Here is a 24,240-nt window from a genome sequence, read left to right as displayed (position 1 = left end):
TGGTGGCGCCACCTTGTTAGTCAGGCTCTCTCCGGGACGGTCTGACCGCTTGCTACCTGTTCGCTCTGGCGTTGAACGTTGTGTCGACGTGCTGCCTGCTCAGGCAGCTGCATATTTTCTCCTGCCACTGGCCGGCCGCTGCACCTGTAAGACGACACCCTAATTTACCGCTAAGGCGACACCCAGATTTACGCACCTCCGGGTCGACCCCGTAGCCTCGACCGCTGTCGTCCTTGACGGGAGCGGGCGTGGCGATCACCGATCTGGAGATCCGCATGACCATCAAGACCCTGGCCGCCAAGGGCGTGCCCAAGCGGGCCATTGCCCGCCAACTGGACCTGAGCGAAGGCACGGTCCGCTACCACCTGACCCGACTGGCCGCCGGCGCCCGCGACGGCCGTGCCGACCAGCCCCGCCGAGCCGGCGTCGCCGGCGACGCGATCGCGCACTGGATGGCGCACCACGACCGAGCGAACCTGGCCGCACTGCACGCCTGGCTCGTGGCCGAACACGCCTACACCGGCAGCCTGCGCTTCGGCGCTTGAGGTCCCGGCGTTGGCGGACCCGGCCCGATCCATCGAGCTCGGCCACCGAAAACACCTGCTTTGCCAGGTCCACGCCCTTCAAGCCGAAGCCGCTTCGTTCCGCAAAGTACATGGCAGGTAAAGCTTGCGATGTACTTTGCGCCACTGCGCGTCTCGGTTTAACTCTGGTGTTAGGCCTTTTCTTCCAAGCACTTGCGTGGGCCCAGAGTGATACTGTAGTGTCACTTCATGCGTACAGAACTCGTTACCACCCTCAAGCGCCAGGCGACCGAACTCCTCTCCGATATCGAGCGGGACAGGGAGCCAATCCTCATCACGCAGCACGGCCTGCCGAGCGCGTACCTCGTGGACGTTGAGAGCTTCCAGCTCATGCAGCAACGCATGACCGTGCTCGAGGGCATCGCGCGCGGAGAACAGGCGATCGCTGAGGGTCGTGTGGCGACGCACGCGCAAGCCAAGAAGCGTCTCGCGCGATGGCTGAAATAGTCTGGTCAGAACCTGCCCTGAGCGACCTTGATGCCATTGCCGACTACATCGCATTGGAGGATCCGGTTGCTGCCGCGGAGCTGGTCAAACGCATCTTTTCTCATGTCGAGCAACTTGCTGATCATCCAGAGAGCGGTAGCCGCCCACAGGAGCTTGGGCGGTCACGGTATCGGCAGGTTGTGGAGCCGCCTTGTCGCGTCTTCTATCGCTACGACGGACGCAAGGTGTTCATTCTGTACGTCATGCGCGCGGAGCGTTTGCTTCGGAAGGGACGACTGGCGTCTCGTACTCGACAGTCAAAGGCCTAACAATGCCGTAAGGAGCTCCCCGTCAACCCCGAGTGCATGACGCTCTTGCCTTGAGCTTCAGGCGTTTGCTGTTTCCGGTTTGTCGCTTTGCTGCTTGCCACTCGCCAGAGTGATGGCGATCGAAGCGTTGCCAGACTGCATTTCCGTAATCGGTCTTGTTGGATCGGAGTTGCCGATCCGGACCGCAACCGGGCGGCAGGCGTGACGTGGACGCATCTGGCGTTCGTGGCGGCGACCAGCAAGCACCACCCCGAGTGACGAACCGCCAGCACAGGCTGGCCCGGCCATTTGCCAGTCGATTGGCGACCAACGATTGTCGAACGCGTTGCGTCGATCCCCGGCTCCGGCATGGGCCCGCACCGCCGTCCTCAGCGCCGGGACCGCGGCAGGAACTCCTTCGCAATCCTTCGCGCCAGCGCATAGGGTTCGGGATCGTTCCGGTTGCTGAGCACCACCACCGTCAGCCTCCGCTCCGGCCAGCGCAGGATCACGTTCCGGAATCCGATGCTCTCGCCCGAATGCCACTGCAGCGGGCCGTGCGCGCTCGCGTGCAGGCGCCAGCCGTAACCGTAGGCATCCACGTCGGGTTCATCGGTGGATGTGTGCGCGGTGAACGCAAGGGCGCGCAGGTCGTCGCGCAGCAGCCGGTCGTCGCCGAGCGCCGCATCCCACTTCGCCAGGTCGTCGATCGAGGCGTAGATGCCGCCATCGCCCAGGGTGGCGCTGGTGGGGCCCTGGTCGGTGCGGGTCCAGGCGTCGCCCACCTCGCTGTAGCCGTAGGCGCGATGCGGCACCGGCGGGCCGCCATCGACGAGGGCCACGGCGCCCATGCCCAGCGGCTGGAAAATGCGTTCTCGCAGGAAGGTCGGGAAACCGCGGTTTGACGCGCGCGCGACCACCAGCCCCAGCAGCACGTAGCCGCTGTTGCTGTAGCGGTACGCGCTGCCGGGTTCGAAGTCGAGGCGGTCCACGCCTTCCAGCAGGCGTAGCACGTCGGCGTCCTGCACCTGGCCGTCCAGGTCTGGCGGCAGCAAGTCTTCGTAGTCGACCAGGCCGGAGCTGTGGCTGAGCAGGTGGTGCAGGGTGATGCCGCCGGTGGCGGGCGGCAGCGTGGGCAACCAGCGGCGCAGCGGGTCGTCCAGGGCGAGCGTGCCGTCCTGCACCAGCAGCAGGGTCGCGGCGGCGGTGAACTGCTTGCTCACCGAGGCGAGGCGGAAGCGTGTGTCGGGGGTGACCGCGGTGCCCTGTTGGAGGTCGGCCAGGCCATATCCCCTGCGCACGAGCGGCTCGCCGTCTTGCAGCACCAGCAGCGCGGCGCCGGGGACGTCGCCGGCGTAGCTGGCCATCATCGAATCGACCTGGTCGGCCGTGGACCGCATCGTGCCTCCTGGGCTGGCGCAGGCCGCGAGCAGGCAGGAGAGCAGGGCGGCGGCCAGGCGCATCCGGGAGAGTGTAGGGCTTCTACTCGTCGCGGCGGCGGAACGGCAGCACCACGCCGCGCTCGTCCTCGCGGGGCTCGCGCTGCCACAGCACCGGCACGTCGCGGGGGGCGCCGGGTTCGAAGGTGTCGCGTTCGGCCTGGGCGGCGCGTTCGGCTTCTTCTTCCTCGAGCTCCCAGCTGTAGCGGCGCTGCGGCGGCAGCGGGTCGCTGCGGCGCAGCAGCCAGGCCGCGAGGGCGCCGCCCAGCGCCCCGCCCAGGTGCGACTGCCAGGACACGCCCGGCTCCTGCGGCAGCACGGTCAGAAGCATGCCGCCGTAGAACAGGAAGGCGATCATGCCGGCGGCGATCGAGGGCCGGTCGCGGCGCAGCAGGCCGAGCACGAACAGCAGGAACATCAGGCCGTGAGTGAGGCCGCTGGCGCCGAGGTGGAACGAGCCGGGATCGCCCAGCAGCCAGGCGCCCAGGCCCGAGCCCAGCCACATCAGCGGCAGCCCGCGCACGGTGGCGCGCGGGTAAACGGTCAGCGCCAGCGTGCCGAGGATGAGCAGGGCCGAGGCGTTGGCGACCAGGTGTTCGGGCGAGCCGTGCAGCAGCGGCGCGCTGAGGATGCCGGGCAGGCCCGCCACGGCACCGGCGGCCACGGCGAAGGCGCGGTAGTCGCCCAGGCCCTGTACGCCGAACACGATCAGCAGCAGCAGGACGAAGGCGATGCTGCCCCGGAGCGCGGCGCCCAGGCGGCGCCTGTCGGCGGCGCGCTGGGTCTCGGGGTCGTGCGGGTCGTGGGGGCTGGGCAGGTACATCGGGCAAGGGTGGCGGCGGATTGGAGCGATGCAAGGGTGGGGTGCCGGCGCGGGTGTGCTCCTTCCCCCGCTTGCGGGGGAAGGCTGGGATGGGGGCGGGAGGTGGCGTTGGCGACCGGTGGCCCCCACCCCACCCCTCCCCCGCGAGCGGGGGAGGGAGCAGAACGGTTGGAATCAATGAAGCGGGCGCCCGGTGAGCGCTGCGCCACGGCTTTTTCCTTCCCCCGCTCGCGGGGGGAAAGGCTGGGACGGGGTGCGCACGACGCGCGCCGGACGTGGCGCGGCGACCGGTGGCCCCCACCCCGGTCCTCCCCCGTGGAACGGGGGGAGGGAGCACATCCTGCGCCGGCCCGATCAGTGCGAACCGGGTTGGCGCTCCCAGTGAACCGGGGGAGAGAACGGGCGGCTCGGCGCAGGATCAGCTGGCGACAGGCCTGCGCGGGCGCGCCAGGCTCAGGGCGATGGTGATGGCCAGGATCACCGCGACCACGCCCAGCGACCACAGCACCGGGATCTTGTAGAGGTCGATCAGCAGCATCTTCGTGCCGATGAAGACCAGCACGACGGCCAGGCCATAGGGCAGCAGGTGGAAGCGTTCGGCCATGCCGGCCACCAGGAAGAACATCGCGCGCAGGCCCAGCACCGCGAACACGTTCGAGGTCAGCACGATGAACGGGTCGGTGGTGATGGCGAAGATCGCGGGGATCGAGTCCACCGCGAAGATCACGTCGGTGATGCCGATCATCACCAGCACGATGAACAGCGGGGTGAACTTGCGCCGGCTGCCGCGGCCTAGCCACAGCGCGCTGCCGTAGTAGCGGCGCACGAAGGGCACGTGCGCGGTCAGCCAGCGCAGCAGCGGGTTCTTGTCGAGGTCGGGCTCCTTGCCGGCGGCGAACCACATCTTCACGCCGGTGAGCAGCAGGAAGACGCCGAACGCGTAGAGCATCCAGTGGAACTTCGCCAGCAGTGCGGCACCGGCGAAGATCAGGATCGCGCGCAGCACGATCGCGCCGAGGATGCCGATCACCAGCACCCGCTGGCGCTGCTCCTCGGGCACGGCGAAGTAGGTCATCAGCATCAGGAACACGAAGATGTTGTCGACTGCCAGCGCCTTCTCGACCAGGTAGCCGGTCAGGAACTCCAGGCCCACGCGCCGCGCCTCGTCCGCACCGGCGGTCTGGTCGAGGTACCACCACAGGGCGGCGTTGAAGGCCAGCGCCAGGGCCACCCAGCCCAGGCTCCACCAGGCGGCCTCCCTGAACGTGACCTTGTGGGCGCCGCCATGGCGCATCAGCACCAGGTCCACCATCAGCGCGAGCAGGACCAGGCCGGAGAAACCAGCCCACAGCCAGACGTTGCCTATCGTTTCCATCGGGATATCCGGGCAGGGGGAAAGGACGGCCGCGGACGCAGGCGGCACGGAACCCTCGCTCGGAGATCCGGGGACGCACCTTCGCCATCGCGGCGAAGGTCTTGCTCACAGCCCGGTGGGCTGCCGTGGGACCGGAGCATCGCTGCTCGAAATGACGGCCGGCACGTTGGGAGCTACTCCCCTTCGGCGCGCATTGTGGCGGCCGCCGCCCGGCAGGGTCAACCGGACGGATAAACTGTGCCGATGAACGATGTCCTCCCCACGATCCGCCTCAAGAACGCCTGGCGCTCCAACCATCCCTGGATCTTCCAGAAGCTGGTCGAAAAGCCGGCCGCGCGCCCCAAGCCCGGCACCATCGTCGACATCGTCGGCGTGGACGGGGTCTGGATCGGCCGCGGCTTCTACAACGGCCACTCGCGCATCGCCCTGCGCATCCTGGAGACCGACCCGGACGTGGCGGTGGACGCCGCGTGGTTCGCCGCGAAGATCGCGGAGGCGGTGCGCCTGCGCCGCGAGGTGCTGCGGCTGGACGAGACCGCGAACGCGTGGCGCGTCGTGCACAGCGAGGGCGACGGCCTGAGCGGGCTGGTGGTGGACCGCTACGACGACCTGATCGTGGTCGAGTATTTCAGCGCCGGCATGTTCCGCCACCGCGAGTGGATCCACGCCGCGCTGCGCGAGCAGTTCCCGGGCTGCCGCTTCCACGGCTTTGCCGACGAGCACGTGCAGAAGCAGGAGTCGTTCGATTTCCGCGAAACCGCCGGCACCGAGGCCGCGCTCATCACCGAGAACGGCATCCGCTTCCGCGCCGATCCGGCCGGCGCGCACAAGACCGGCTTCTTCGCCGACCAGCGCGACAACCGCGAGTGGCTCTCGCACCGCTGCACCGGCAAGCGCGTGCTCGACCTGTGCTGCAACACCGGCGGCTTCGGCGTCTACGCCGCGGTGCGCGGGGCCAGCGAGGTGGTGGGCATCGACATCGACAGCGACGTGCTGGAGATCGCGCGCGGCAACGCGAAGTTGAACGGGCTGTCCAGGGAGGCGATGCCGCGCTTCGTCCAGGCCGACATCTTCCCCTGGCTGCGCGATGCGGCCAACGCAGGCGACCGCTACGACATGGTGATCCTCGATCCGGCGAAGATGACCCGCGACCGCGAGCAGGTGATTCCGGCGCTCAAGAAGTACCTCGACATGAACAAGCTGGCGCTGGGCGTGGTCAAGCCCGGTGGCCTGCTGGCCACGTTCTCGTGCACCGGCCTGGTGAGCGAGGAGCAGTTCCTCGACATGCTGCGGCGCGCGGCGTTCTACGCCGGACGCACGGTGCAGGTGCTGAAGATCTCCGGCGCCGGCGCCGACCATCCGTTCATGGCCCACGTGCAGGAGTCGCGCTACCTCAAGGCGGTGTTCTGCCGCGTGCTGGATTGAACCGGCGCACCGGCCGCACGCGGCCGGGAACGCGGCGCGCGCTGCTGGCCGTCGCCGCGCTGACCGCGCTGGCGCTGGCGGCGACCTTCTTCTGGCAGCCGCTGCGCGACTGGTGGCGTGGGCCGCCGCCGTCCCTGCCCGCGACCGCGTTCGACTGGGTGCCGCGGATCGTGCCGCTCGCCGGCGACGGCCACCGCGGAGCCCGCGACGGCCACGGGCTGCAGGCGCGCTTCGACGAACCCTGGGGCCTGGTGCGCGGACCGGACGGCAGCCTGTTCGTCGCCGACGGCGGCGAGGCCAACCGCATCCGCCGCATCGCGCCGGACGGCACGGTGGGCACGTTCGCCGGCTCGGGCGAAGGCTTCGCCGACGGCATCGGCGCCGCCGCGAAGTTCCACACGCCGTCCTCGCTCGCCATCGACCGGCTCGGCAACCTCTACCTCGCCGACACCGGCAACCACGCCATCCGCAAGGTCTCGCGCAACGGCCGGGTGACCACGCTCGCCGGCACCGGCGTACCGGGTTTCCGCGACGGCGAGGGCGCGCTGGCGCAGTTCCGCGCGCCGATGGGCGTGGCGGTGGACGAGGCCGGGCGCGTGTTCGTGGCCGATACCTGGAACGACCGCATCCGCGTGATCGATCGCGATGGCCGCGTGCGCACGCTCGCCGGCGGCGATGGTCCCGGCTTCGCCGACGGGACGGGCGCGACGGCGCGCTTCGACACGCCGGCCGCGCTCGTGCTCGCCGGCGACGGTCGTGTGTGGGTTGCCGACACCGGCAACCGCGCGCTGCGCTGGATCGATGTCGGCGGCGTGGTCCGCACCTGGCGGGCGGCGGCCTGGGACGCGCCCGAACCGGTGCGTCCGCTCGCCCTCGCCGCTACGCACGATGGCGCGGTGTATGTCGCCGAACTCTCGCCCGGGCGCGTGCTGCAGGTGTCCGCCGATGGCCGCTCGCGCGTCCTGGTCGGCAACGGGACCGTCCGCGGCTTCGCGCGTCCCTCGGCGCTGTGGCGGGAAGCGGACGGCAGCCTGCTGCTGGCCGATGCGGCGGGCCATCGCCTGCACCGCATCGTGCCGCGCGGCCTGGATGCGCCCGCGGACGGACCGGTCGGTCCGTCGCCCGCGCGCGCGCTGCCCGACACCGCGCAGCGCTGGCCGTTCGCGCCGCAGGATGGCTGGCACGAAGTGGTCGGCACCCTCGGCGAGGTGCGCGGCAACTTCAGCGGCGAAAGCCGCAGCCACCTGCACAACGGCCTGGACGTGCGCGCCGATGTCGGCACGCCGGTGCTGTCGATCGCCGCCGGCAAGGTGACCAGTCCGCTCGCCGCCTTCAGCTTCGGCGGACAGGCCGAGGGCATCACGGTCGACGAGCTGACCTATCTGCACATGCGCGTGGGCCGCACCGCGCAGGGGCGCAACCTCGATCCATCCCGGTTCGTGATCGACCGCGACGAGGATGGCCGCGCGCTCGCCGTGCGGATCATGCGCGGCGCGCGCTTCGCACCCGGCGACGCGCTCGGCACGGTCAACGCGCAGGCGCATACGCACCTGATCGTCGGCCCGTACGGCTTCCAGCACAACGCGATCCGGCTCGGCTTCCGCAACTACAGCGACACGATGCCGCCGCGCATCGACCACGTCAGCCTGCTCGACGCCGCCGGCACGCCGCTGCTGGAGCGCCAGGACGGGCGCGTGCTGGTGCCGCGCGCCGTCGGCGTGCAGGTGGTGGTCGAGGCCTGGGACCAGGTCGATGGCAACCTGCCGCGACGGCGGCTGGGACTGCACCGCGTCGGCTACCAGGTGCTGCATGCCGACGGCCGGCCGGTGCCGGGCTTCGAAACCCCGGCGATGAACCTCGACTTCTCGCGCATGCCCGCGCATCCGGAGGCGGTGAAGCTGGCCTATGCCGCCGACAGCGGCATCACCGTGCATGGCGCGTCGCGCACGCGCTTCCTGTACGTGGCGAGCAACCGGGTGCGCGGCGACGAGGCCGCGCACGATCTGTGGCGGACCGACACGCTGCCAGCCGGCGACTACATCGTGCGCGCCATCGGCGAGGACGCGGCCGGCAACCGCGCCCGCGGCGCGACCGACCTGCCGGTGCGTCTGCGCGCGCACTGACTGCGGCCGTCCTGGTCGGCGGGGAAGCGCCGCGCAAAGGTGCCCACGGATCGCGCGCGCGAGCGCTCCTGATGCCCATGCGGGCGCGCCGGTCACCGTGGGAGCGACCTTGGTCGCGAACGCGTTCGCGCGCAAGCGCGCTCCCACGGGAAGTCACCGCATGCGCGGGCCGCGCGGTGGATCCGGCAGGCACGTCTGGCACGAGTCGAGGACGCTGCCGGCAACCGGGCAGACGGCGCCGTCGACCTGCCGGTGCGTCTGCGCGCGCACTGACTGCGGCGGTCCCGGGCCGGCGGGCAAGCACCGCGCAAAGGTGCCCACGGATCGCGCGCGCGAGCGCTCCTGATGCCCATGCGGGCGCGCTGGTCACCGTGGGAGCGACCTTGGTCGCGAACGGCGTTCGCGCGCAAGCGCGCTCCCACAGGAAGTCGCTGCATCCGCTTGCCACGCGGTGGTTCCGGGCGGCATGTCAGGCACGGGTCGAGGACGCTGCCGGCAACCGGGCAACCGGGCAACCGGGCAGCCGGCGCCACCGACCTGCGGGTGCGTCTGCGCGCGCACTGACTGCGGCCGTCCCGGTCGGCGGGGCAAGTGTCGCGCGAAGGTGCCCACGGGTCGCGCGCGTGGGCGCTGCTGATGCCCATGCGGGCGCGCCGGTCACCGTGGGAGCGACCTTGGTCGCGAACGGCGTTCGCGCGCAAGCGCGCTCCCACAGGAAGTCACTGCATGCGCGTGCCACGCGGTGGTTCCGGGGGGGCATGTCAGGCACGGTCGACGGCGCTGCCAGCAACCGAGCAGCCGGCGCCACCGAGCCGCCGGTGCGTCTGCGCGCGCACTCGGCACGCCCTCGCGCTGTACAGCTTTCGTACAAGCCGGTGGTTGACGCACGACTAACCGCGCGCTGCCTAGCGTCGCCCGGCAGCATCGCCATCGATGCGCGTCCATCCGACCTTCATTGGAGCTGTCCATGCGTACCTGGCTGATCGTCCCGTTCTCCGCCCTGCTTGCGACCTCGGTGCATGCCGCCGGTCCCGAAGCCGGGCGTCTCTCGATGTCGCTGATCGGCGGCGTCGACATGCCGCTCAGTGGCGATGTCCATGAGGGCGCGGTCGCGGTCGTGCCCGATCTCGGCCCGCTCAATCCGGCGCTGGCGGGCGTGGATGCGGAATTGCGCATCGGCGCGCGCGGCCACGACCGGATCTACGACCTGGCCAACAGCTACGGGCTGGAGTTCGCCTACGCCTTCGACGAGCGCCGCGAACTGTTCGGCCAGCTGCGGCAGACGCGCGTGGGCCGCGGCAACGTGCAGGTGGGCGGCGCCTTCGTACCCGCGCTCGATACCGAGCTGCCGGTCTATGGCAGCTTCGGCGCGTACGAGGCGCTGTCGGCTGAAGTCGGCTACCGGCACTACTTCGGCACGGCGGGCGCGGCGCGCCCCTTCGTCGGCGCGCGCCTGGGCGCGACCCGCACCGATGCCATCGCCGCGACGTTCGAGATTCCCGATGCCGGCATCACCATTGCCGATGCGCCGTTCTACGACTCGGGCTGGTCGGCCACGGGCGGGCTCGACGTGGGCGTACTCGTGCCGGCGGGCGAGACCTTCAGCATCACCCTGGCCAGCGGCGTGCGCTATGTCGCCGACCTGAAGGACGACGACAGCGCCATTGGCGGACTGGGGCTGGCCGGCATCAACGACACGGGCAGCCGGCTGTCGGTGCCGGTGACGCTGTCGGCGCGCTGGGATTTCTGACGGCGGCTGCTTCGATGGGGCCGGCCGCAGGTGACGCTCTGCAGCGACCGGTCCTGACGCGCGCCTGCGGCGCGCCCTTCCGCCTTCGGTCCCTTCCACCCGTAAAAGGCGCATTGCCCCGCTCGCGGCGGGAATGCTGGCAGGCCCGATATGAGGTGGTGGCCATCGCGCCCGCCCGGGCGGCGCACCGCGGCGGCAGGACTCGTCGCGCCCGCGGTGCGCCGATGGTCAGGGTGACCATCCGGTCATGCGCGTGCTGGCCGGAGCGGGTGTGATGGGGTCTTCCCGTCCGGAGCCCGCCGATGCGACGTCCGTTGCTGTCCGTCCTGCTGCTCGCCGCCAGCCCGCTGTGCGTGCCCGCCACGGCCGTGGCCGCGCCCCCCGTGCAGCAGGCGTTCGAAGGTCCCCCCACCCGCGTGCTCGTGCTGGGCACGGTGCATCTGGCGCAGGGCGACGCCGGCGACGTGGCGCCCGGCGCGATCGAGCCGGTGCTGCAGCGCCTGGCGGCGTTCGCGCCGGACATCATCACCATCGAGGCGATGCCCGGCGAAACCTGCGACCTGATGGCGCGCCATCCCACGGTCTACGACCCGGAGGGCATTGCCAGCTACTGTCCCGACACCGCTGCGGCGCGCGCGGCCACCGGCCTGGACGTGCCGGCGGCGATCGCCGGCGTCGACGCGCAGCTGGCGGCCTGGCCGGAAGCCCCCACGCCGCAGCAGCGGCGCCGGCTGGCGGCCACCTTCTTCGCCGCGGGCGACCCCAGTTCGGCCCTGGTGCAGTGGCTGCATCTCGGAGCGGGCGAGCGGCGCGCCGGCGACGGCCTGGACGAAGCGCTGGTACAGGCGCTGCGCAAGCGCGCGGCCTCGAGCAACGAGAACACGGTTGTCGCCGCCGCGCTGGCGGTGCGCCTGGGCCTCGAGCGCGTGCACCCGGTGGACGACCACACCGGCGACAACCTGCGCATCGACGACATGGACGGCTTCGCGACCGCGATCCGCGGCGCTTGGGACAGCGCACCGCCCGAATGCGCCGCGCTGCGCGAACGCGAGCGCCAGTTGCGCCAGGCGACCGACCTGCTGCCGCTGTACCGCCACACCAACAGCGCCGGCTACCAGCACATGCCGATGCGGTGCGACTTCTCGCGCGCGCTGGCGGAGGACTCGCCGCAGCGCTTCGGCCGCCAGTACGTCGCCGGCTGGGACCTGCGCAACCTGCGCATGGTCGCCAACATCGGCAGCACCTTCCGCGAACGACCGGGCGTGCGCGTGCTGTCGATCGTCGGCGCTTCGCACAAGGCCTGGTTCGACCGCCTGCTGGGCCAGCTGCAGGGCGTGGAAGTGGTGGACGCGGAGGCGTTCCTCGCCGAGTGAGCGGTCGCCATCGACCCGGTGCGCGACGCGCCGGCGCGACCGCCGATCGACGGCGATGCGGGCGCCATCGTCACCGGCGGGTGCCCACAGTACGTTCGGGGCGCAGGCCCACGCGCGCAGTGCGGGCGCGACCGCGTCGGTGCAAGCCGACCGGCGGCCCTAGTAGCCGCTCTCCTCCAGCGCCAGGCGCACCTGCTCGTGGCGCGCCTGCAGCTGCGCCGACGGTGCGCGGCCGAGCAGGCTCACCACCACGATCGCCACGGTCGCCGCGACGAAGCCGGGCACGATCTCGTAGAGCGGGCTGCCGGTCTGCTTCCAGACGATCACGGTGACCGCGCCCACCAGCATGCCGGCCAGCGCGCCGTTGCGGGTCATGCGCTTCCAGAACAGCGACAGCACGACGACCGGGCCGAACGCGGCGCCGAAGCCCGCCCAGGCGTAGGCCACCAGGCCGAGCACGCGCGACTCGGGATCGCGCGCGATCCACATCGCCAGCAGCGCCACCGCCAGCACCATCGCGCGGCCGATCCAGACCAGTTCGCGATGGTCCGCGCGCGGACGCAGGAAGCCGCGGTAGAAGTCTTCGGTCAGCGCGCTGGAGCACACCAGCAGCTGCGCCGCCAGCGTGCTCATGACCGCGGCCAGGATCGCCGACAGCAGCACGCCGGCGATCCACGGGTTGAACAGCAGTTCCGACAGCGCGATGAACACGCGCTCGGGGTTGGCGTCCACCGGGCCGGCCGCCGCCGGATGCTGCGCGAACCAGGCGATGCCGAAGAAGCCGGTGGCGATGGAACCGAGCAGGCACAGCGTCATCCAGGTCATCGCGATGCGGCGCGCGCGCGGGATCGTGGCCAGGCTGTCGGCGGCCATGAAGCGGGCCAGCAGGTGCGGCTGGCCGACATAGCCCAGGCCCCAGGCCAGCAGCGAGACGATGGCGATCGCGCCGCCGCTGCCCACCCAGTCCAGGCGCGCCGGATCGACCTGTTCGACCAGTGCCAGCGCCTGACCCGGACCGCCGACGCCGACGATCGCGAACACCGGCACCAGCAGCAGGGCGAAGATCATCAGCGTGGCCTGCACCGTGTCGGTCCAGCTCACCGCGAGGAAGCCGCCGATGAAGGTGTAGGCGATGGTGACCGCCGCGCCCCACAGCATTGCCTGGCCGTACGGCAGTCCGAACATGCTTTCGAACAGGCGCGCCCCGGCGACCACGCCCGAGGCGCAGTAGATGGCGAAGAACACCAGGATCACCAGCGCCGAGAGGATGCGCAGCAGGCGGCTGTGGTCCTCGAAGCGGTGGGTGAAGTAGTCGGGCAGGGTCAGCGCGTTGCTGGTGCGCTCGGTGTACACGCGCAGCGGCCCGGCGACGAAGCGCCAGTTGGCCCAGGCGCCGATCAGCAGGCCGACCGCGATCCAGGCCTCGGAGGCGCCGCCCAGGTACAGCGCGCCGGGCAGGCCCATCATCAGCCAGCCGCTCATGTCCGATGCGCCCGCCGCCAGCGCCGTGACGTAGCTGTTGAGCGAGCGCCCGCCCAGGATGTAGTCGTCGAAGGTGCGCGTGCGCCGCCAGGCGACGAATCCGATGCCGACCATCAGCAGCAGGTAGGCGGAGAAGGTGATGAACAGCGGCGAGGTGAAGGACATGCAGCGCGCACCTGCGGTCGGGACAGGGCGCTGAGTGTGACGAAGTGGTGCGGCCGGCGCCAATGACCAATGGCAGTTCCGGCTGCGCCGGCACGGCGTCGCCGCCGCGCGCGGCGCTTCAGACCAGCGTGATCCAGCGCCGCAGCAACGCCTGCAGCTGGCCGCTGCGGCGGGCGAGGTCGTCGGCATCCGCGAACGCCACCTGGGCGCGGTCCGGTCCCAGCCAGTGCAGGAGGCGGTCGGGGTCGTCGAAGCACGAGGCGTCCGCCGTCTCCGCGCGCGTCCTGGCGCCGCGGTGCAGGATCAGCACGACGCCGGTCTTCGCGCGCAGGTGCACGGTGGCGAAGTACTCCCGGGTGCGGAAGCTGGGCGCGTTCCACTTCACGCCTTCGGCGATCGACGGGTCGGTGGCGAGGACGGCCCGGCGTAGCGTCTCGATGGCGGGCTTGTGCGGATGGGCGAGTCCGCGCATCAGCGCATCCACCGCGACGCTGGTGTCGGTGGCGCGGGCATGGGGATTGCGTGGCGGAATCATTCCGATCGCTCCCTGCGAGGACGCAAGGGGGATACGCGCGGTGCGCAGCCGGTCAGCCGGGCGTTTCGTTGCTGCGCCTGAAGGCGCTGGCCCGCTCCGGTTCCAGCGGACGTACTTCGTAGAACAGGCCCAGGGGCAGGGTGGGGCTGGTGGAGAGCAGCGATGCGGCCTCCTCGAGCGAAGGCGCGAGTGCGAACCAGTAGCCGCCCACCAGCTCCTTGGTTTCGCCGAAAGGTCCATCGAGCGCGACCGACTTCGCCGACACCGTGGCGCCCGCACGTGCCAGGCGCTGGCCGGCCCTCAGGCGCCCGGCGGCGACGTGCGCGTCGAGCCACTCGTAGAACGCATCGATCGCGGCCTGGATCTCGTCCGGCGTCGCATCGCGACGCCACTGGCCGCGCGAGAGCACCAGGAATTCGCGGGAACCTGCGTCATCGGCCATGGCGGCGCGCTCATCCGGGAAAGGCGCCGACCCTATCGCGAAACCGGACGCGGCGAAAGCGGGTGCGCCGACGTGGCGACGCGTGGAATGCGTCGCCTGCAGTCGGGGTCGGCGAACGGTGCATTGGGCTGCGCCCCGCCCATCGGAGTCCGGCGTCACGCGGTGGCAGGTTCCCCGGCGGCGATTCCGCGCAGCAGCGCCAGGTCGGCGAGGAAACCGGCGTACGCCGCCTCGCGCTCGGCCGCAGTGCGCTGGCGCAGCACCCAGGCCGGATGCACGGTCAGCAGCGCGCGACCGCCGTCGTGCAGGTCGCGCCACCGGCCGCGCTCCTCCATCAGCCGCACGCCGCGGCCGAGCAGGGCCAGCGCCGCGGTCGCGCCCAGGCATGCGATCGCCTCGGGACGCACCGCCTCGATCTCCCGCGCCAGCCATGGCCGGCAGGCCTCGACGTGCACGGCCTCGGGGTTGCGGTGCAGGCGCTGCTTGCCGCGGCGCTCGAAGCGGAAATGCTTGACGGCATTGGTAAGGTAGAAGCGGCTGCGATCCAGCCCCAGTTCGGCCAGGGCGCGGTCGAGCAGCTGGCCCGCCGGACCGGTGAACGGCCGGCCGTTGAGGTCCTCGGTATCTCCGGGCTGCTCGCCCAGCAGCAGCACGCGCGCATCCGGCGGCCCTTCGCCGAACACCGTCTGCGTCGCCGGCTCCCACAACGGGCAGGCGCGGCAGCCGCGCGCCGCTGCGCGCAGCGCACGCAGGTCGGCCGGCGCTTCCCGCGGCAGCCGCAGCTCGTCGGAGCCCGCTGCCGCGGCCTCGGCCGGCGCCTCGTGCGACGGAATGCGGCGGCGGGGCGCCTGCGCCTCGCGCTCAGCCATCTCACGCACGCGCACGCCGGCATCGCGCATCAGCCCGGGCAGCAGTTGCGCCTCGGGCAGGTGCTTCCAGTACTTCACCGGCATCTCCTGGCGCATCATCCGCGGATTGAGCCGCGCCGGATTGAAGATGTGCGCGTAGTAGGTGCGCCACAGGTCCTCGTGGGCATCGTCGGCCGGGGCGTCGGACGGCAGGGCGCCATCGCCGAACGCCAGCGTCTCGCCATCCCACCGCGCGCTGCGGTACGGGGTGAGGATCGCCCAGCGCATGCCGGCGAAGCGGCGCGCGAAGAACGGCGCGACCTGGTCGACGATGCGGTGTTCGGGCTCGAACCAGGCGATGAACGCGTTGTCGTCGCCGGGCACCGCGCGGAAGCGCACGAACGCCTTCATCTTGTGCGCGTCCCGGCGCACCGACTGCGCCAGCGCCTGGGCGCGGCGCACGTCGGCATCGGCCGGATTGGACAGCAGCTGCCGCTCGCCGTGGTTGGCGCGCCAGAGCAGCCGGTAGAGCAGGCCCAGCCGCTGCGGATCGCGGTGGCACAGCACCTCGCCGGCCAGGCCGAGCAGGGCGCTGGATGCACGCGGTTCGAGGGCGCGCATGGGAGCGTCGACGATGTCGGGCGCCGCCAGCAGGGCTGCGGGCGCATCGCCGTCCAGCCAGTCGATGTCCTCGGGCGGCACCTGCGCGCGCAGCGCATGGCGCGCGCGCTGGCGCCAGGTCTCCGCATCCCAGGGCGGATCGACGCGGGCCGACCAGCGCGTCATTCAGGCCGCCGCGTCGAACAGCGATCCCTGCCGTGGCGGCGGCGTGAGACGGGCGCGCAGGGCCTGTGGATCGTCGAGCGCGCGGTGTGGATGGTGGTCGGCCAGCTGCACGAACGGCAGCAGCTTCGCTAGCGGCGCGCGCAGGCGGGCGAGGTCGGCGACGCGCAGGCGGCCGTGGCGGCGCGCGGCGAGCACCCGGTCGACGTTGCGCACGCCCAGGCCCGGCACCCGCAGCAGCAGCTCGCGCGCGGCCGTGTTGAGGTCGACCGGGAAGCGTTCGGGATGCCGCAGCGCCCAGCCCAGCTTGGGATCGACGTCCAGGTCGAGCATGCCGTCGCCACGACCGTCGGCGATCTCCTCGATCCGGTAATCGTAGAAGCGCAGCAGCCAGTCGGCCTGGTACAGCCGGTGCTCGCGCTGAAGCGGCGGCGCGCGCGGTGGCAGCCTGCTGCTGGCGTCTGGGATCGGGCTGAAGGCCGAGTAGTACACGCGGCGCAGGCGGTAGTTGCCGTACAGGTTGTCGGCCATCGACAGGATGGTGCGGTCGTTGGCGCCATCGGCACCGACGATCATCTGCGTGCTCTGCCCGCCCGGCGAGAACTTCGGCGCGCGCCTGCGCGGCGCGCCCGCTACCGAACCCACGCCGGTCGACGCCTTGCGAGCCTGCTTCGATTCCTCGATGCGCCAGCGCAGTTCGCCCATGGCCCCGCGGATCGCCGGCAGGCGCTTCTCCGGCGCCAGTGCCGCCAGGCCCTGCTCGGTGGGCAGTTCGACGTTGATCGACAGGCGATCGGCGTAACGGCCGGCGGCCGCCAGCAGTTCGGGCGAGGCTTCCGGAATGGTCTTGAGGTGGATGTAGCCGGCGAAGCGATGGTCCTCGCGCAGGCTGCGCGCCACTTCCACCAGCTGCTCCATGGTGTAGTCGCCGTTGCGGATGATGCCGCTGGAGAGGAACAGGCCCTCGATGTAGTTGCGCCGGTAGAAATCCAGGGTGAGCTTGACCACCTCGTCGACGCGGAAGCGCGCGCGCTCGACGTTGCTGCTGACGCGGTTCACGCAGTAGGCGCAGTCGTAGATGCAGAAGTTGGTGAGCAGGATCTTGAGCAGCGACACGCAGCGCCCATCGGGCGTGTAGCTGTGGCAGATGCCCATGCCCTCGGTGCTGCCGATGCCGCCGCTGCGCGTGGAGTCGCGCCGGCCCGCGCCGCTGGACGCGCAGGAAGCGTCGTACTTGGCGGCGTCGGCGAGGATGGACAGTTTGCGGGCAGTTTCCATGAAGGCAGGCTGGCGGGCCCGCGTCTCAGGTTGTGAGACGGCAACGCGGCGACCATGAACGCCCGTGGCCCGGCTGTTCAGGCCTGCAGGCCGACGTTGCCGTGGCCCGTGTTCCGCCTCGCGTGTTGACGCCGGCCGCATGGACGCCCGGCTAGCCTCGACCGACCTTCCCGTGCCGGCATGCGCCGGTCGCGCGCTATTGCAGGAATCCGATGCGTCGCATGTCCGTCCACCCCCGCCGTCCAGGCGCGGCGCCGATCCCGCCGCGATGAACGCTCCGCGCGACCTGGTGGAGTTGCGCCCCGAGGGCCTGTACTGCCCGGCCGGGGATTTCCACATCGATCCCTGGCGTCCGGTGCCGCGCGCGGTCATCACCCACGGCCACGGCGACCACGCCCGTGGCGGCATGGGCGAGTACCACTGCGTGCGCGAAAGCCTGCCGATCCTGGAATGGCGGCTGGGGCCGCAGCGCTACCGGGTAGTGGCGTACGGCGAAGGCTTCGAGCTTGGAAACGCCCGCGTGTCGCTGCACCCGGCCGGGCACGTGCTGGGATCGGCACAGGTCCGGATCGAGGCCGGCGGCCGGGTGTGGGTGGCTTCGGGCGACTACAAACGCCAGCCCGATCCGACCTGCGCGCCGTTCGAGGTCGTGCCCTGCGACACCTTCATCACCGAAGCCACCTTCGGGCTGCCGATCTACCGCTGGCCGGATACGGCCGAGGTGGCGCGCGAGATCGCCGACTGGCGCGCGACCTGCGAGGCCGAGGGCACCGCCGCCGTGCTGTTCTGCTACGCGCTGGGCAAGGCGCAGCGGGTGCTGGCCGAGCTGGCGCCGTTCCTGGAGGCGCCGGTGCTGCTGCATGGCGCGATCGCCAGTGGCGTGGATGTCTATCGCGCCTGCGGCATCGTGCTGCCGCCGACGGAAACCGTGTCGGAGCAGGCGCGCGGCGCCGACTACGCCGGCCGCCTCGTGCTGGCGCCGCCTTCGGCCGCGGGCAGCGCCTGGATGCGCCGCTTCCGCCGCGCGCAGACCGGCTTCGCGTCGGGATGGATGCGCATCCGCGGCAACCGCCGTCGCCGCAACTACGACCGCGGCTTCGTCGTCTCCGACCATGCCGACTGGCCGGACCTGATCCGCACCGTGCGCGAGACCGGCGCGACCCGCGTGATCGCCACCCATGGCAACACCGACGCCATCGTCCGCAGGCTGTGCGAGGACGGCATCGACGCGGGCGCGTTCCGGACGGGATACGGGGAGGAGGACTGACATGCCGTGGCTCCGCAGCGCCGCACGGCCTCGCTCCCTCCCCCGCGCGCGGGGGAGGGCCGGGGTGGGGGTCCGGCAGGTCGCGGAATCGCCGGGCATCGCACCACGGACCTGCCCCCATCCCAGCCTTCCCCCGCAGGCGGGGGAAGGGGCCGTGCGACGGAACGCGATGGGGTGCACCTGACATGCGCCGCTTCGCCGCCCCCTGCCGCGAGTTCGACCGCAGCACGGCCACGCTCGACAGGCGCTCGGCGCTGGTGCGCGCTCGCAGTGGATGTGGAAAGGAGGCATCGCACATGTTGGCGACCCGTTGCACCGCACGGCCTCGCTCCCTCCCCCGCGCGCGGGGGAGGGCCGGGGTGGGGGTCCGGCAGGTCGCGGAATCGCCGGGCATCGCACCACGGCCTTGCCCCCATCCCAGCCTTCGCCCGCAGGCGGGGGAAGGGGCCGTGCGACGGAACGCGATGGGGTGCGCCTGACATGCGCCGCTTCGCCGCCCTCTACCGCGAACTCGACCGCAGCACCGCCACGCTCGACAAGCGTGCGGCGCTGGCGCGCTACTTCCGCGAAGCGCCGCCGCGCGATGCCGCCTGGGCGCTGCACCTGCTGTCCGGGGGCAAGATCGCCGGTGCGAAGCAGCGCATCGCCAACACCCGCGAACTGCGCGAGTGGATCGCGGCCGAGTCCGGTCTGCCCGACTGGCTGGTCGACGACAGCTACGACCAGGTCGGCGACCTGGCCGAAACCCTGGCGTTGCTGCTCGACGATCCCAGGCAGCCGGGCGAGGACGTGCCGCTGTGGGAGTGGATCGAGCGCCGCCTGCTGCCGGTCGCCAACCGCGATGCCGAAGTGCGCCGCACCGTGGTGGTCGAGGCCTGGCGCAGCCTGTGCTTCGACGAGCGCCTGCTGTTCAACAAGCTGCTGACCGGCGCGCTCCGGGTGGGCGTGTCCCAGCGCATGGTGCAGCAGGCGCTGGCCGAGATGAGCGGCATCGACATCGCCCGCATCGCCCAGCGCATGCTCGGCAGCTGGCAGCCCACGCCGCAGTTCCTGGCCGCGCTGCTGTCGCACGAGGAACTCGAAAGCGACCGCCAGCAGCCGTACCCGTTCTTCCTCGCCACGCCGCTGGAGGCCGCGTTGCGTCCCGGCGCCGCGGCAGGCACGGTCGAAGCCGACGCCGGCGGCGGTGGCAACGACAACGCCAACGACAACGCCAACGACAACGACAACGACAACGACAACGACAACGACAACGACAACGACAACGACAGGGAAGCCACGCCTGCGCCGACCAGCGAGGCTGTCGCCGGCAGCACCGGTCCAGCGTCCGGCGGCGTCACCGCGGGACAGCCGCGCACACCCGGCAAGGTCGACGAAGACCGCGCGGACACGCCACCGCCCGCACTCGCCAACGACCCCGATGCGATCGAACGCGCGCTGGGTCCGATCGACGCCTGGCTGCTGGAATGGAAATGGGACGGCATCCGCCTGCAGCTGATCCGCCGCGGTGGCGAGGTGGCGCTGTGGTCGCGCGGGGAGGAGCGGCTGGACGGCCGCTTTCCCGAGATCGAGCACGCGGCGATGTCGCTGCCGCGCGACTGCGTGCTCGACGGCGAGCTGCTCGCCTGGCGCCCCGGCGAGGACGCGCCGCTGCCGTTCACCGCGCTGCAGACGCGCATCCAGCGACGCAAGCCGGGGCCGAAGACCCTTGCCGACACGCCGGTGCGGGTGCAGGCCTACGACCTGCTCGAACTCGACGGCCAGGACTGGCGGCAGCGCCCGCAGCACGAACGTCGCGCCGCCCTGGAAGCGCTGCTGGCCGCACACGACGACCCGCGCATCGCCGCTTCGCCGCTGGTGTCGGCCGTGGACTGGCGGTCCGCGGCCGACCTGCGTGCCCAGGCGCGCACGCGCGGCGTCGAGGGCCTGATGCTCAAGCGTGCCGACGCGGCCTACCAGAGCGGACGCCGCCGCGGCGACTGGTGGAAGTGGAAGATCGACCCGCTCACCATCGACGCGGTGCTGATCTACGCCCAGTCCGGCCACGGCCGCCGCAGCACGCTCTATACCGACTACACCTTCGGCCTGTGGGATGGCGATGCGCTGGTGCCGGTGGCCAAGGCCTACAGCGGGCTGGACGACGCGCAGATCCTCCGGCTCGACCGCTGGATCCGCGCCAACACGCTCGAGCGCTTCGGCCCGGTGCGCTCGGTGCCGGGCGTGCATGTGTTCGAGCTCGGCTTCGAGGCGGTGAACCGCTCGTCGCGCCACAAGTCCGGGATCGCGGTGCGCTTCCCGCGCATCCTGCGCTGGCGCCAGGACAAGCCCGCGGCCGAAGCCGACCGGCTCGACACGCTGCGGGCGCTGGCGCGATGAAGGACGATGCGCGGCGCGCGCGCTTCGACGCACCACTGGGGGCGTGGTTCGACACGCGTGGCTGGACGCCGGCGTCCTTCCAGCGCGAGGCCTGGCGGCGCTGGCGGCGCGGCGAATCGGGATTGCTGGTCACGCCCACCGGCAGCGGCAAGACCCTGGCCGCGCTCGGCGGCCCGCTGCTCGACGCGCTCGACGAGGCACGCAAGGCCGCGGCGAGGACCGCACGCGCGAAGGCGCCCGCACGTTCGAAGACCGCCAGCAAGACATCGACCCCCAGGAAGAAGCCGGCCGGGCCCCGTACCCGCCTGCTCTGGATCACGCCGCTGCGCGCGCTGGCCAGCGACACGGTGCGTGCCCTGCGCGAACCGGTCGAGGCCCTGGGCCTGGACTGGACGGTGGCGATGCGGACCGGGGACGCGAGTTCGCGCGACCGGCGCCTGGCACGCCAGGGACGCGCCGATGCGCTGGTGATCACGCCCGAATCGCTGGCCTTGCTGCTGAGCTACCCGGACACCGCCGCGCAGCTGGCCGGCCTCCGCGGCATCGTGGTGGACGAGTGGCACGAGCTGCTGGGCAACAAGCGCGGCGTGCTGCTGCAGCTGTGCCTGGCCCGGCTGCGTGCGTGGGCACCGGGCGTGCGCATCTGGGGCCTGTCGGCCACGCTGGGCAACCTCGGACAGGCGCGCGACGTCCTGTTGCCGCACGCCCCCGGCGCCGCCATCCTGCAGGCGGCGCGGCCGCGCAGCATGTCGCTGCAGACCCTGCTGCCCGAAGCCGGCGAACGCTTCCCCTGGGCCGGCCACATCGGCCTGTCGCAGGTCCAGCGCGTGTCCGCCTGCCTGCAGGCCGCGCGCACCACCCTGCTGTTCGCCAACACCCGCGCCCAGGCCGAACTGTGGCACCGCGCGCTGTCCGCCACCTGGCTGGACGACCCCGACACCCTGGCCCTGCACCACGGCTCGCTCGACCCGAAGCTGCGCGCCTTCGTCGAACAGGGCCTGCGCGAAGGCCGCGTGCGCTGCGTGGTCGCCACCTCCAGCCTCGATCTCGGCGTGGATTTTCCCGCCGTCGACCAGGTGATCCAGATCGGCAGCCCCAAGGGCATGGCGCGCCTGCTGCAGCGTGCCGGACGTGCGCGCCATCGACCGGGCGAGGCCGGCCACATCGTCTGCGCGCCGACGCACGCGCTGGAACTGGCCGAGTACGCCGCCGCGCGCGCAGCCCTGGCGCAGGGCGAGATCGAATCGCGGCCACCGCCGCTGCTCTCGCTGGACGTCCTCGCGCAGCATTGCGTCACCCTGGCGCTAGGCGGCGGCTTCGAACCCGCGGCGCTCCTGGCCGAAGTCCGTGGCACGCATGCCTTCGCCGCACTGGCCGATGCCCAGTGGCAGGCGGTGCTGGCCTTCGTCGTGCAGGGCGGACGGGCGCTGCAGCACTATCCCGAATACACGCGCGTCGTGGTGGGCGAGGACGGCGTGTATCGCGTGACCGACCGCCGCATCGCGCAGCGCCATCGGCTGTCGATCGGCACCATCACCAGCGATGGCGCACTGCAGGTGAAGCTGCTGCGCGGCGGCAGCCTGGGCAGCGTCGAGGAGGGTTTCCTCTCGCGCCTGCGCCCGCGCGACCGCTTCCAGTTCGCCGGCCGCACGCTGGAGCTGGTGCGGCTGCAGGACATGACCGCCTACGTGCGCATCGCGAAGAAGGGCGAGGGCACCGTGCCGCGCTGGCAGGGCGGGCGCATGCCGATGTCGAGCGAACTGGGCGCGCGCGTGGCGCAGGTGCTGGCAGGCCCGCGCGACAGTCCGGAGCTGCGCGCGCTGGCACCGCTGCTGGACCTGCAGGCGCGGATCTCGGCCCTGCCGGCGCCGGGGGCGCTGCTGGCGGAGTTCGCGAAGACGCGCGAGGGCTGGCACCTGTTCCTGTACCCGTTCGCCGGACGCGGCGTGCACGAGGGCCTGGCCGCGCTGCTGGCGCTGCGCTGGAGCCGGCTGGCGCCGAACACCTTCGGCTTCGCGGTCAACGACTACGGCCTGGCGCTCACCGCGCAGGCGCAGACGCAGATGGACGAGGACACGCTGCGCGCGCTGCTCGATCCCGCGCAGCTGCTCGACGACCTGCGCGGCGGCGCCAACCTGGCCGAACTCGCCCGCCGCCAGTTCCGCGAGATCGCGCGCGTGGCCGGCCTGCTGCCGCCCTCGCTGCCCGGTCGCGCGCTGCGCAGCCTGCGCCAATTGCAGGCCTCCAGCGGCCTGCTGTTCGATGTGCTGCAGCGCCACGACCCCGGCCACCTGCTGCTGGAGCAGGCCGAACGCGAGGTGCTGGAGGCCCAGCTGGAGGTGCGGGCGCTATGTGCCGTGCTGGCGCGCTGCCACGCCGCCCGCATCGACCTGCGCCAGCCGAAGACGCTGACCCCGCTGTCGTTCCCGCTGTGGGCCGAAGGCATGCGCGGCAGCCACAGCAGCGAGGACTGGCGCACGCGCGTGCAGCGTGCCGCCGAACGCCTGGAAAGGCGCCATGGCTGAAACGCTCGAGCTCGAGCTGGCCGGCGAACCGGTGTGCCTGCTCGCCGATCGCGCCCTGTACTGGCCGGCGCGCCGGCGCCTGCTGATCGCCGACCTGCACCTGGGCAAGGGCGACACCTTCCGCGCAGCCGGCATCGCCGTGCCGACCGGCGGCACCGCGCACGATCTCGCCCGCCTCGCGGCGTTGCTGGCACAGACCGGTGCGCGCTCGCTATGGATCCTGGGCGATTTCCTGCATGCGCGCCGCAACGCGGCGGTGGATGCGGCATGGCGTGATTTCCGCGAGGCCCATGGGCGGGTGGACGTCGCCGTCATTCCGGGCAACCACGATCGCGCCTTCGACGCGCCTGCCGCAGGCGTCGAGCGCCTGCCCGAGGGCGTGGTGGAAGGTCCGTTCGAATTCCGCCACGCGCCGCCGCCCAGTGGGAGCGACCTTGGTCGCGAACGTTTTCGAGCGCAAGCGCGCTCCCACAGCGGTGCCTTTCCGGGTCAGGCGGGTGAAGGCCACGTGCTCTGTGGCCACCTGCATCCGGTGCTGCGCCTGCCCGGCGCCCTGGGGCGCCATCCGCTGTTCTGGCTGCGTCCGGCGTGCACCGTGCTGCCCGCCTTCTCCGCGTTCACCGGCGGGCATCCGATCCCGCGCGGCGACAGCCACGGCAGCGTGCTGTGCGATGGCCGGCAGCTGCTGCGGCTGCCCTGAGGCCAGCGCGCGCAACCGCCCGCGCCGTTGCCGCGAGGAACCGGTTGACCCGGTTTCGGGTCAAGCGTGGAGCGCTGTCACGGGGCGGGCGTCCGGCCTCCCTGCAAGGAGCGATGCCGATACGCAAGGCGGCAGGATGCGACGCATTCGCACGCCATGGCGTGCGGAGATCTGAAGCGCGCGCTCCAGCAGGCGCGCGAGAGCACGGCAGGC

At 71.8% G+C, this 24,240-nt stretch carries 19 protein-coding genes; 11 read left to right on the top strand and 8 right to left on the bottom strand.

From position 1 onward, the window contains the following. Positions 1–275 precede the first annotated feature (275 nt). The 3 genes from Q0863_RS17235 (at position 276) to Q0863_RS17225 (ending at position 1,339) form a co-directional block, all read left to right on the top strand. Positions 276–545: a LuxR C-terminal-related transcriptional regulator gene (locus Q0863_RS17235; protein WP_298581356.1), complete on the top strand. Its 270-nt coding sequence runs from the start codon at positions 276–278 to the stop codon at positions 543–545. 228 nt (positions 546–773) lie between these two features. After that, positions 774–1,031 (top strand): type II toxin-antitoxin system prevent-host-death family antitoxin, encoded by a 258-nt coding sequence (locus Q0863_RS17230; protein WP_298581352.1) that lies wholly within the window; start codon positions 774–776, stop codon positions 1,029–1,031. Continuing rightward, positions 1,019–1,339, top strand: a complete 321-nt coding sequence (locus Q0863_RS17225; protein WP_298581350.1) for a type II toxin-antitoxin system RelE/ParE family toxin — start codon at positions 1,019–1,021, stop codon at positions 1,337–1,339. Before Q0863_RS17230 ends, Q0863_RS17225 begins: the two co-directional genes overlap by 13 nt. A 368-nt stretch (positions 1,340–1,707) precedes the next feature. Here Q0863_RS17225 and Q0863_RS17220 read toward each other — a convergent pair whose 3' ends face one another. The 3 genes from Q0863_RS17220 to Q0863_RS17210 form a co-directional block, all read right to left on the bottom strand. Further along, positions 1,708–2,781, bottom strand: a complete 1,074-nt coding sequence (locus Q0863_RS17220) for a serine hydrolase domain-containing protein (RefSeq protein WP_298581348.1) — start codon at positions 2,779–2,781, stop codon at positions 1,708–1,710. A 19-nt stretch (positions 2,782–2,800) separates the two neighbouring features. Then, the gene (locus Q0863_RS17215) at positions 2,801–3,580 is read right to left on the bottom strand and encodes a rhomboid family intramembrane serine protease (protein WP_298581346.1); all 780 of its coding nucleotides are present in this window, start codon (positions 3,578–3,580) and stop codon (positions 2,801–2,803) included. A 418-nt stretch (positions 3,581–3,998) separates the two neighbouring features. Further along, positions 3,999–4,955, bottom strand: coding sequence for a TerC family protein (locus Q0863_RS17210; RefSeq protein WP_298581344.1), 957 nt, complete (start codon positions 4,953–4,955; stop codon positions 3,999–4,001). 243 nt (positions 4,956–5,198) lie between these two features. Between Q0863_RS17210 and Q0863_RS17205 the strand changes: the two genes are divergently transcribed. The 4 genes from Q0863_RS17205 to Q0863_RS17190 all read left to right on the top strand — a co-directional run bounded on the left by Q0863_RS17205 (position 5,199) and on the right by Q0863_RS17190 (position 11,626). Continuing rightward, on the top strand, positions 5,199–6,380 hold the full coding sequence (locus tag Q0863_RS17205; RefSeq protein ID WP_298581343.1) for a class I SAM-dependent rRNA methyltransferase: 1,182 nt from the start codon (positions 5,199–5,201) through the stop codon (positions 6,378–6,380). Further along, complete coding sequence (locus Q0863_RS17200) at positions 6,377–8,503, top strand: gluconolaconase (RefSeq protein ID WP_298581341.1); 2,127 nt, start codon at positions 6,377–6,379, stop codon at positions 8,501–8,503. The genes Q0863_RS17205 and Q0863_RS17200 overlap by 4 nt, the downstream gene beginning before the upstream one ends. Positions 8,504–9,470: 967 nt before the next feature. Continuing rightward, positions 9,471–10,253, top strand: a complete 783-nt coding sequence (locus Q0863_RS17195; RefSeq protein WP_298581339.1) for a hypothetical protein — start codon at positions 9,471–9,473, stop codon at positions 10,251–10,253. A gap of 302 nt (positions 10,254–10,555) precedes the next feature. Next, entirely contained in the window at positions 10,556–11,626 is a 1,071-nt protein-coding gene (locus Q0863_RS17190) for a DUF5694 domain-containing protein (RefSeq protein WP_298581337.1), read from the top strand. 159 nt (positions 11,627–11,785) lie between these two features. On the opposite strand, the gene putP is transcribed toward Q0863_RS17190, so the two are convergent. The 5 genes from putP to Q0863_RS17165 form a co-directional block, all read right to left on the bottom strand. Continuing rightward, positions 11,786–13,273 carry a sodium/proline symporter PutP gene (gene putP / locus Q0863_RS17185; RefSeq protein WP_298581335.1) on the bottom strand — a complete coding sequence of 496 codons (1,488 nt, stop codon included), beginning with the start codon at positions 13,271–13,273 and terminating at the stop codon, positions 11,786–11,788. A 118-nt stretch (positions 13,274–13,391) separates the two neighbouring features. Continuing rightward, positions 13,392–13,808, bottom strand: a complete 417-nt coding sequence (locus tag Q0863_RS17180) for a DUF1801 domain-containing protein (RefSeq protein WP_298581334.1) — start codon at positions 13,806–13,808, stop codon at positions 13,392–13,394. A gap of 52 nt (positions 13,809–13,860) precedes the next feature. Next, a complete protein-coding gene (locus tag Q0863_RS17175; protein ID WP_298581331.1) occupies positions 13,861–14,250 on the bottom strand; it encodes a YciI family protein in 390 nt (129 codons plus the stop codon). Positions 14,251–14,405: 155 nt separating this feature from the next. Further along, a complete protein-coding gene (locus Q0863_RS17170; protein ID WP_298581329.1) occupies positions 14,406–15,884 on the bottom strand; it encodes a UdgX family uracil-DNA binding protein in 1,479 nt (492 codons plus the stop codon). Next, on the bottom strand, positions 15,885–17,159 hold the full coding sequence (locus tag Q0863_RS17165) for a putative DNA modification/repair radical SAM protein (RefSeq protein ID WP_298581327.1): 1,275 nt from the start codon (positions 17,157–17,159) through the stop codon (positions 15,885–15,887). It abuts the gene before it with no gap. Between the two features lie 268 nt (positions 17,160–17,427). Here Q0863_RS17165 and Q0863_RS17160 point away from each other — a divergent pair, with 268 nt between their 5' ends. The 4 genes from Q0863_RS17160 (at position 17,428) to Q0863_RS17145 (ending at position 24,027) form a co-directional block, all read left to right on the top strand. Beyond that, positions 17,428–18,426 (top strand): ligase-associated DNA damage response exonuclease, encoded by a 999-nt coding sequence (locus Q0863_RS17160; RefSeq protein WP_298581325.1) that lies wholly within the window; start codon positions 17,428–17,430, stop codon positions 18,424–18,426. Between the two features lie 480 nt (positions 18,427–18,906). Beyond that, on the top strand, positions 18,907–20,802 hold the full coding sequence (locus Q0863_RS17155) for a cisplatin damage response ATP-dependent DNA ligase (RefSeq protein ID WP_298581323.1): 1,896 nt from the start codon (positions 18,907–18,909) through the stop codon (positions 20,800–20,802). Beyond that, the gene (locus Q0863_RS17150) at positions 20,799–23,327 is read left to right on the top strand and encodes a ligase-associated DNA damage response DEXH box helicase (RefSeq protein ID WP_298581321.1); all 2,529 of its coding nucleotides are present in this window, start codon (positions 20,799–20,801) and stop codon (positions 23,325–23,327) included. The genes Q0863_RS17155 and Q0863_RS17150 overlap by 4 nt, the downstream gene beginning before the upstream one ends. Next, complete coding sequence (locus Q0863_RS17145) at positions 23,320–24,027, top strand: metallophosphoesterase (protein ID WP_298581319.1); 708 nt, start codon at positions 23,320–23,322, stop codon at positions 24,025–24,027. Before Q0863_RS17150 ends, Q0863_RS17145 begins: the two co-directional genes overlap by 8 nt. Positions 24,028–24,240 lie beyond the last annotated feature (213 nt).

Origin of the sequence: uncultured Luteimonas sp. (assembly GCF_947492465.1) — a bacterium.
In the GTDB taxonomy this organism is placed as follows: Bacteria; Pseudomonadota; Gammaproteobacteria; order Xanthomonadales; family Xanthomonadaceae; genus Luteimonas.
The sequence above is the reverse complement of the archived record's forward strand: the minus strand, read 5'-3'. Positions and strand labels throughout refer to the sequence as shown.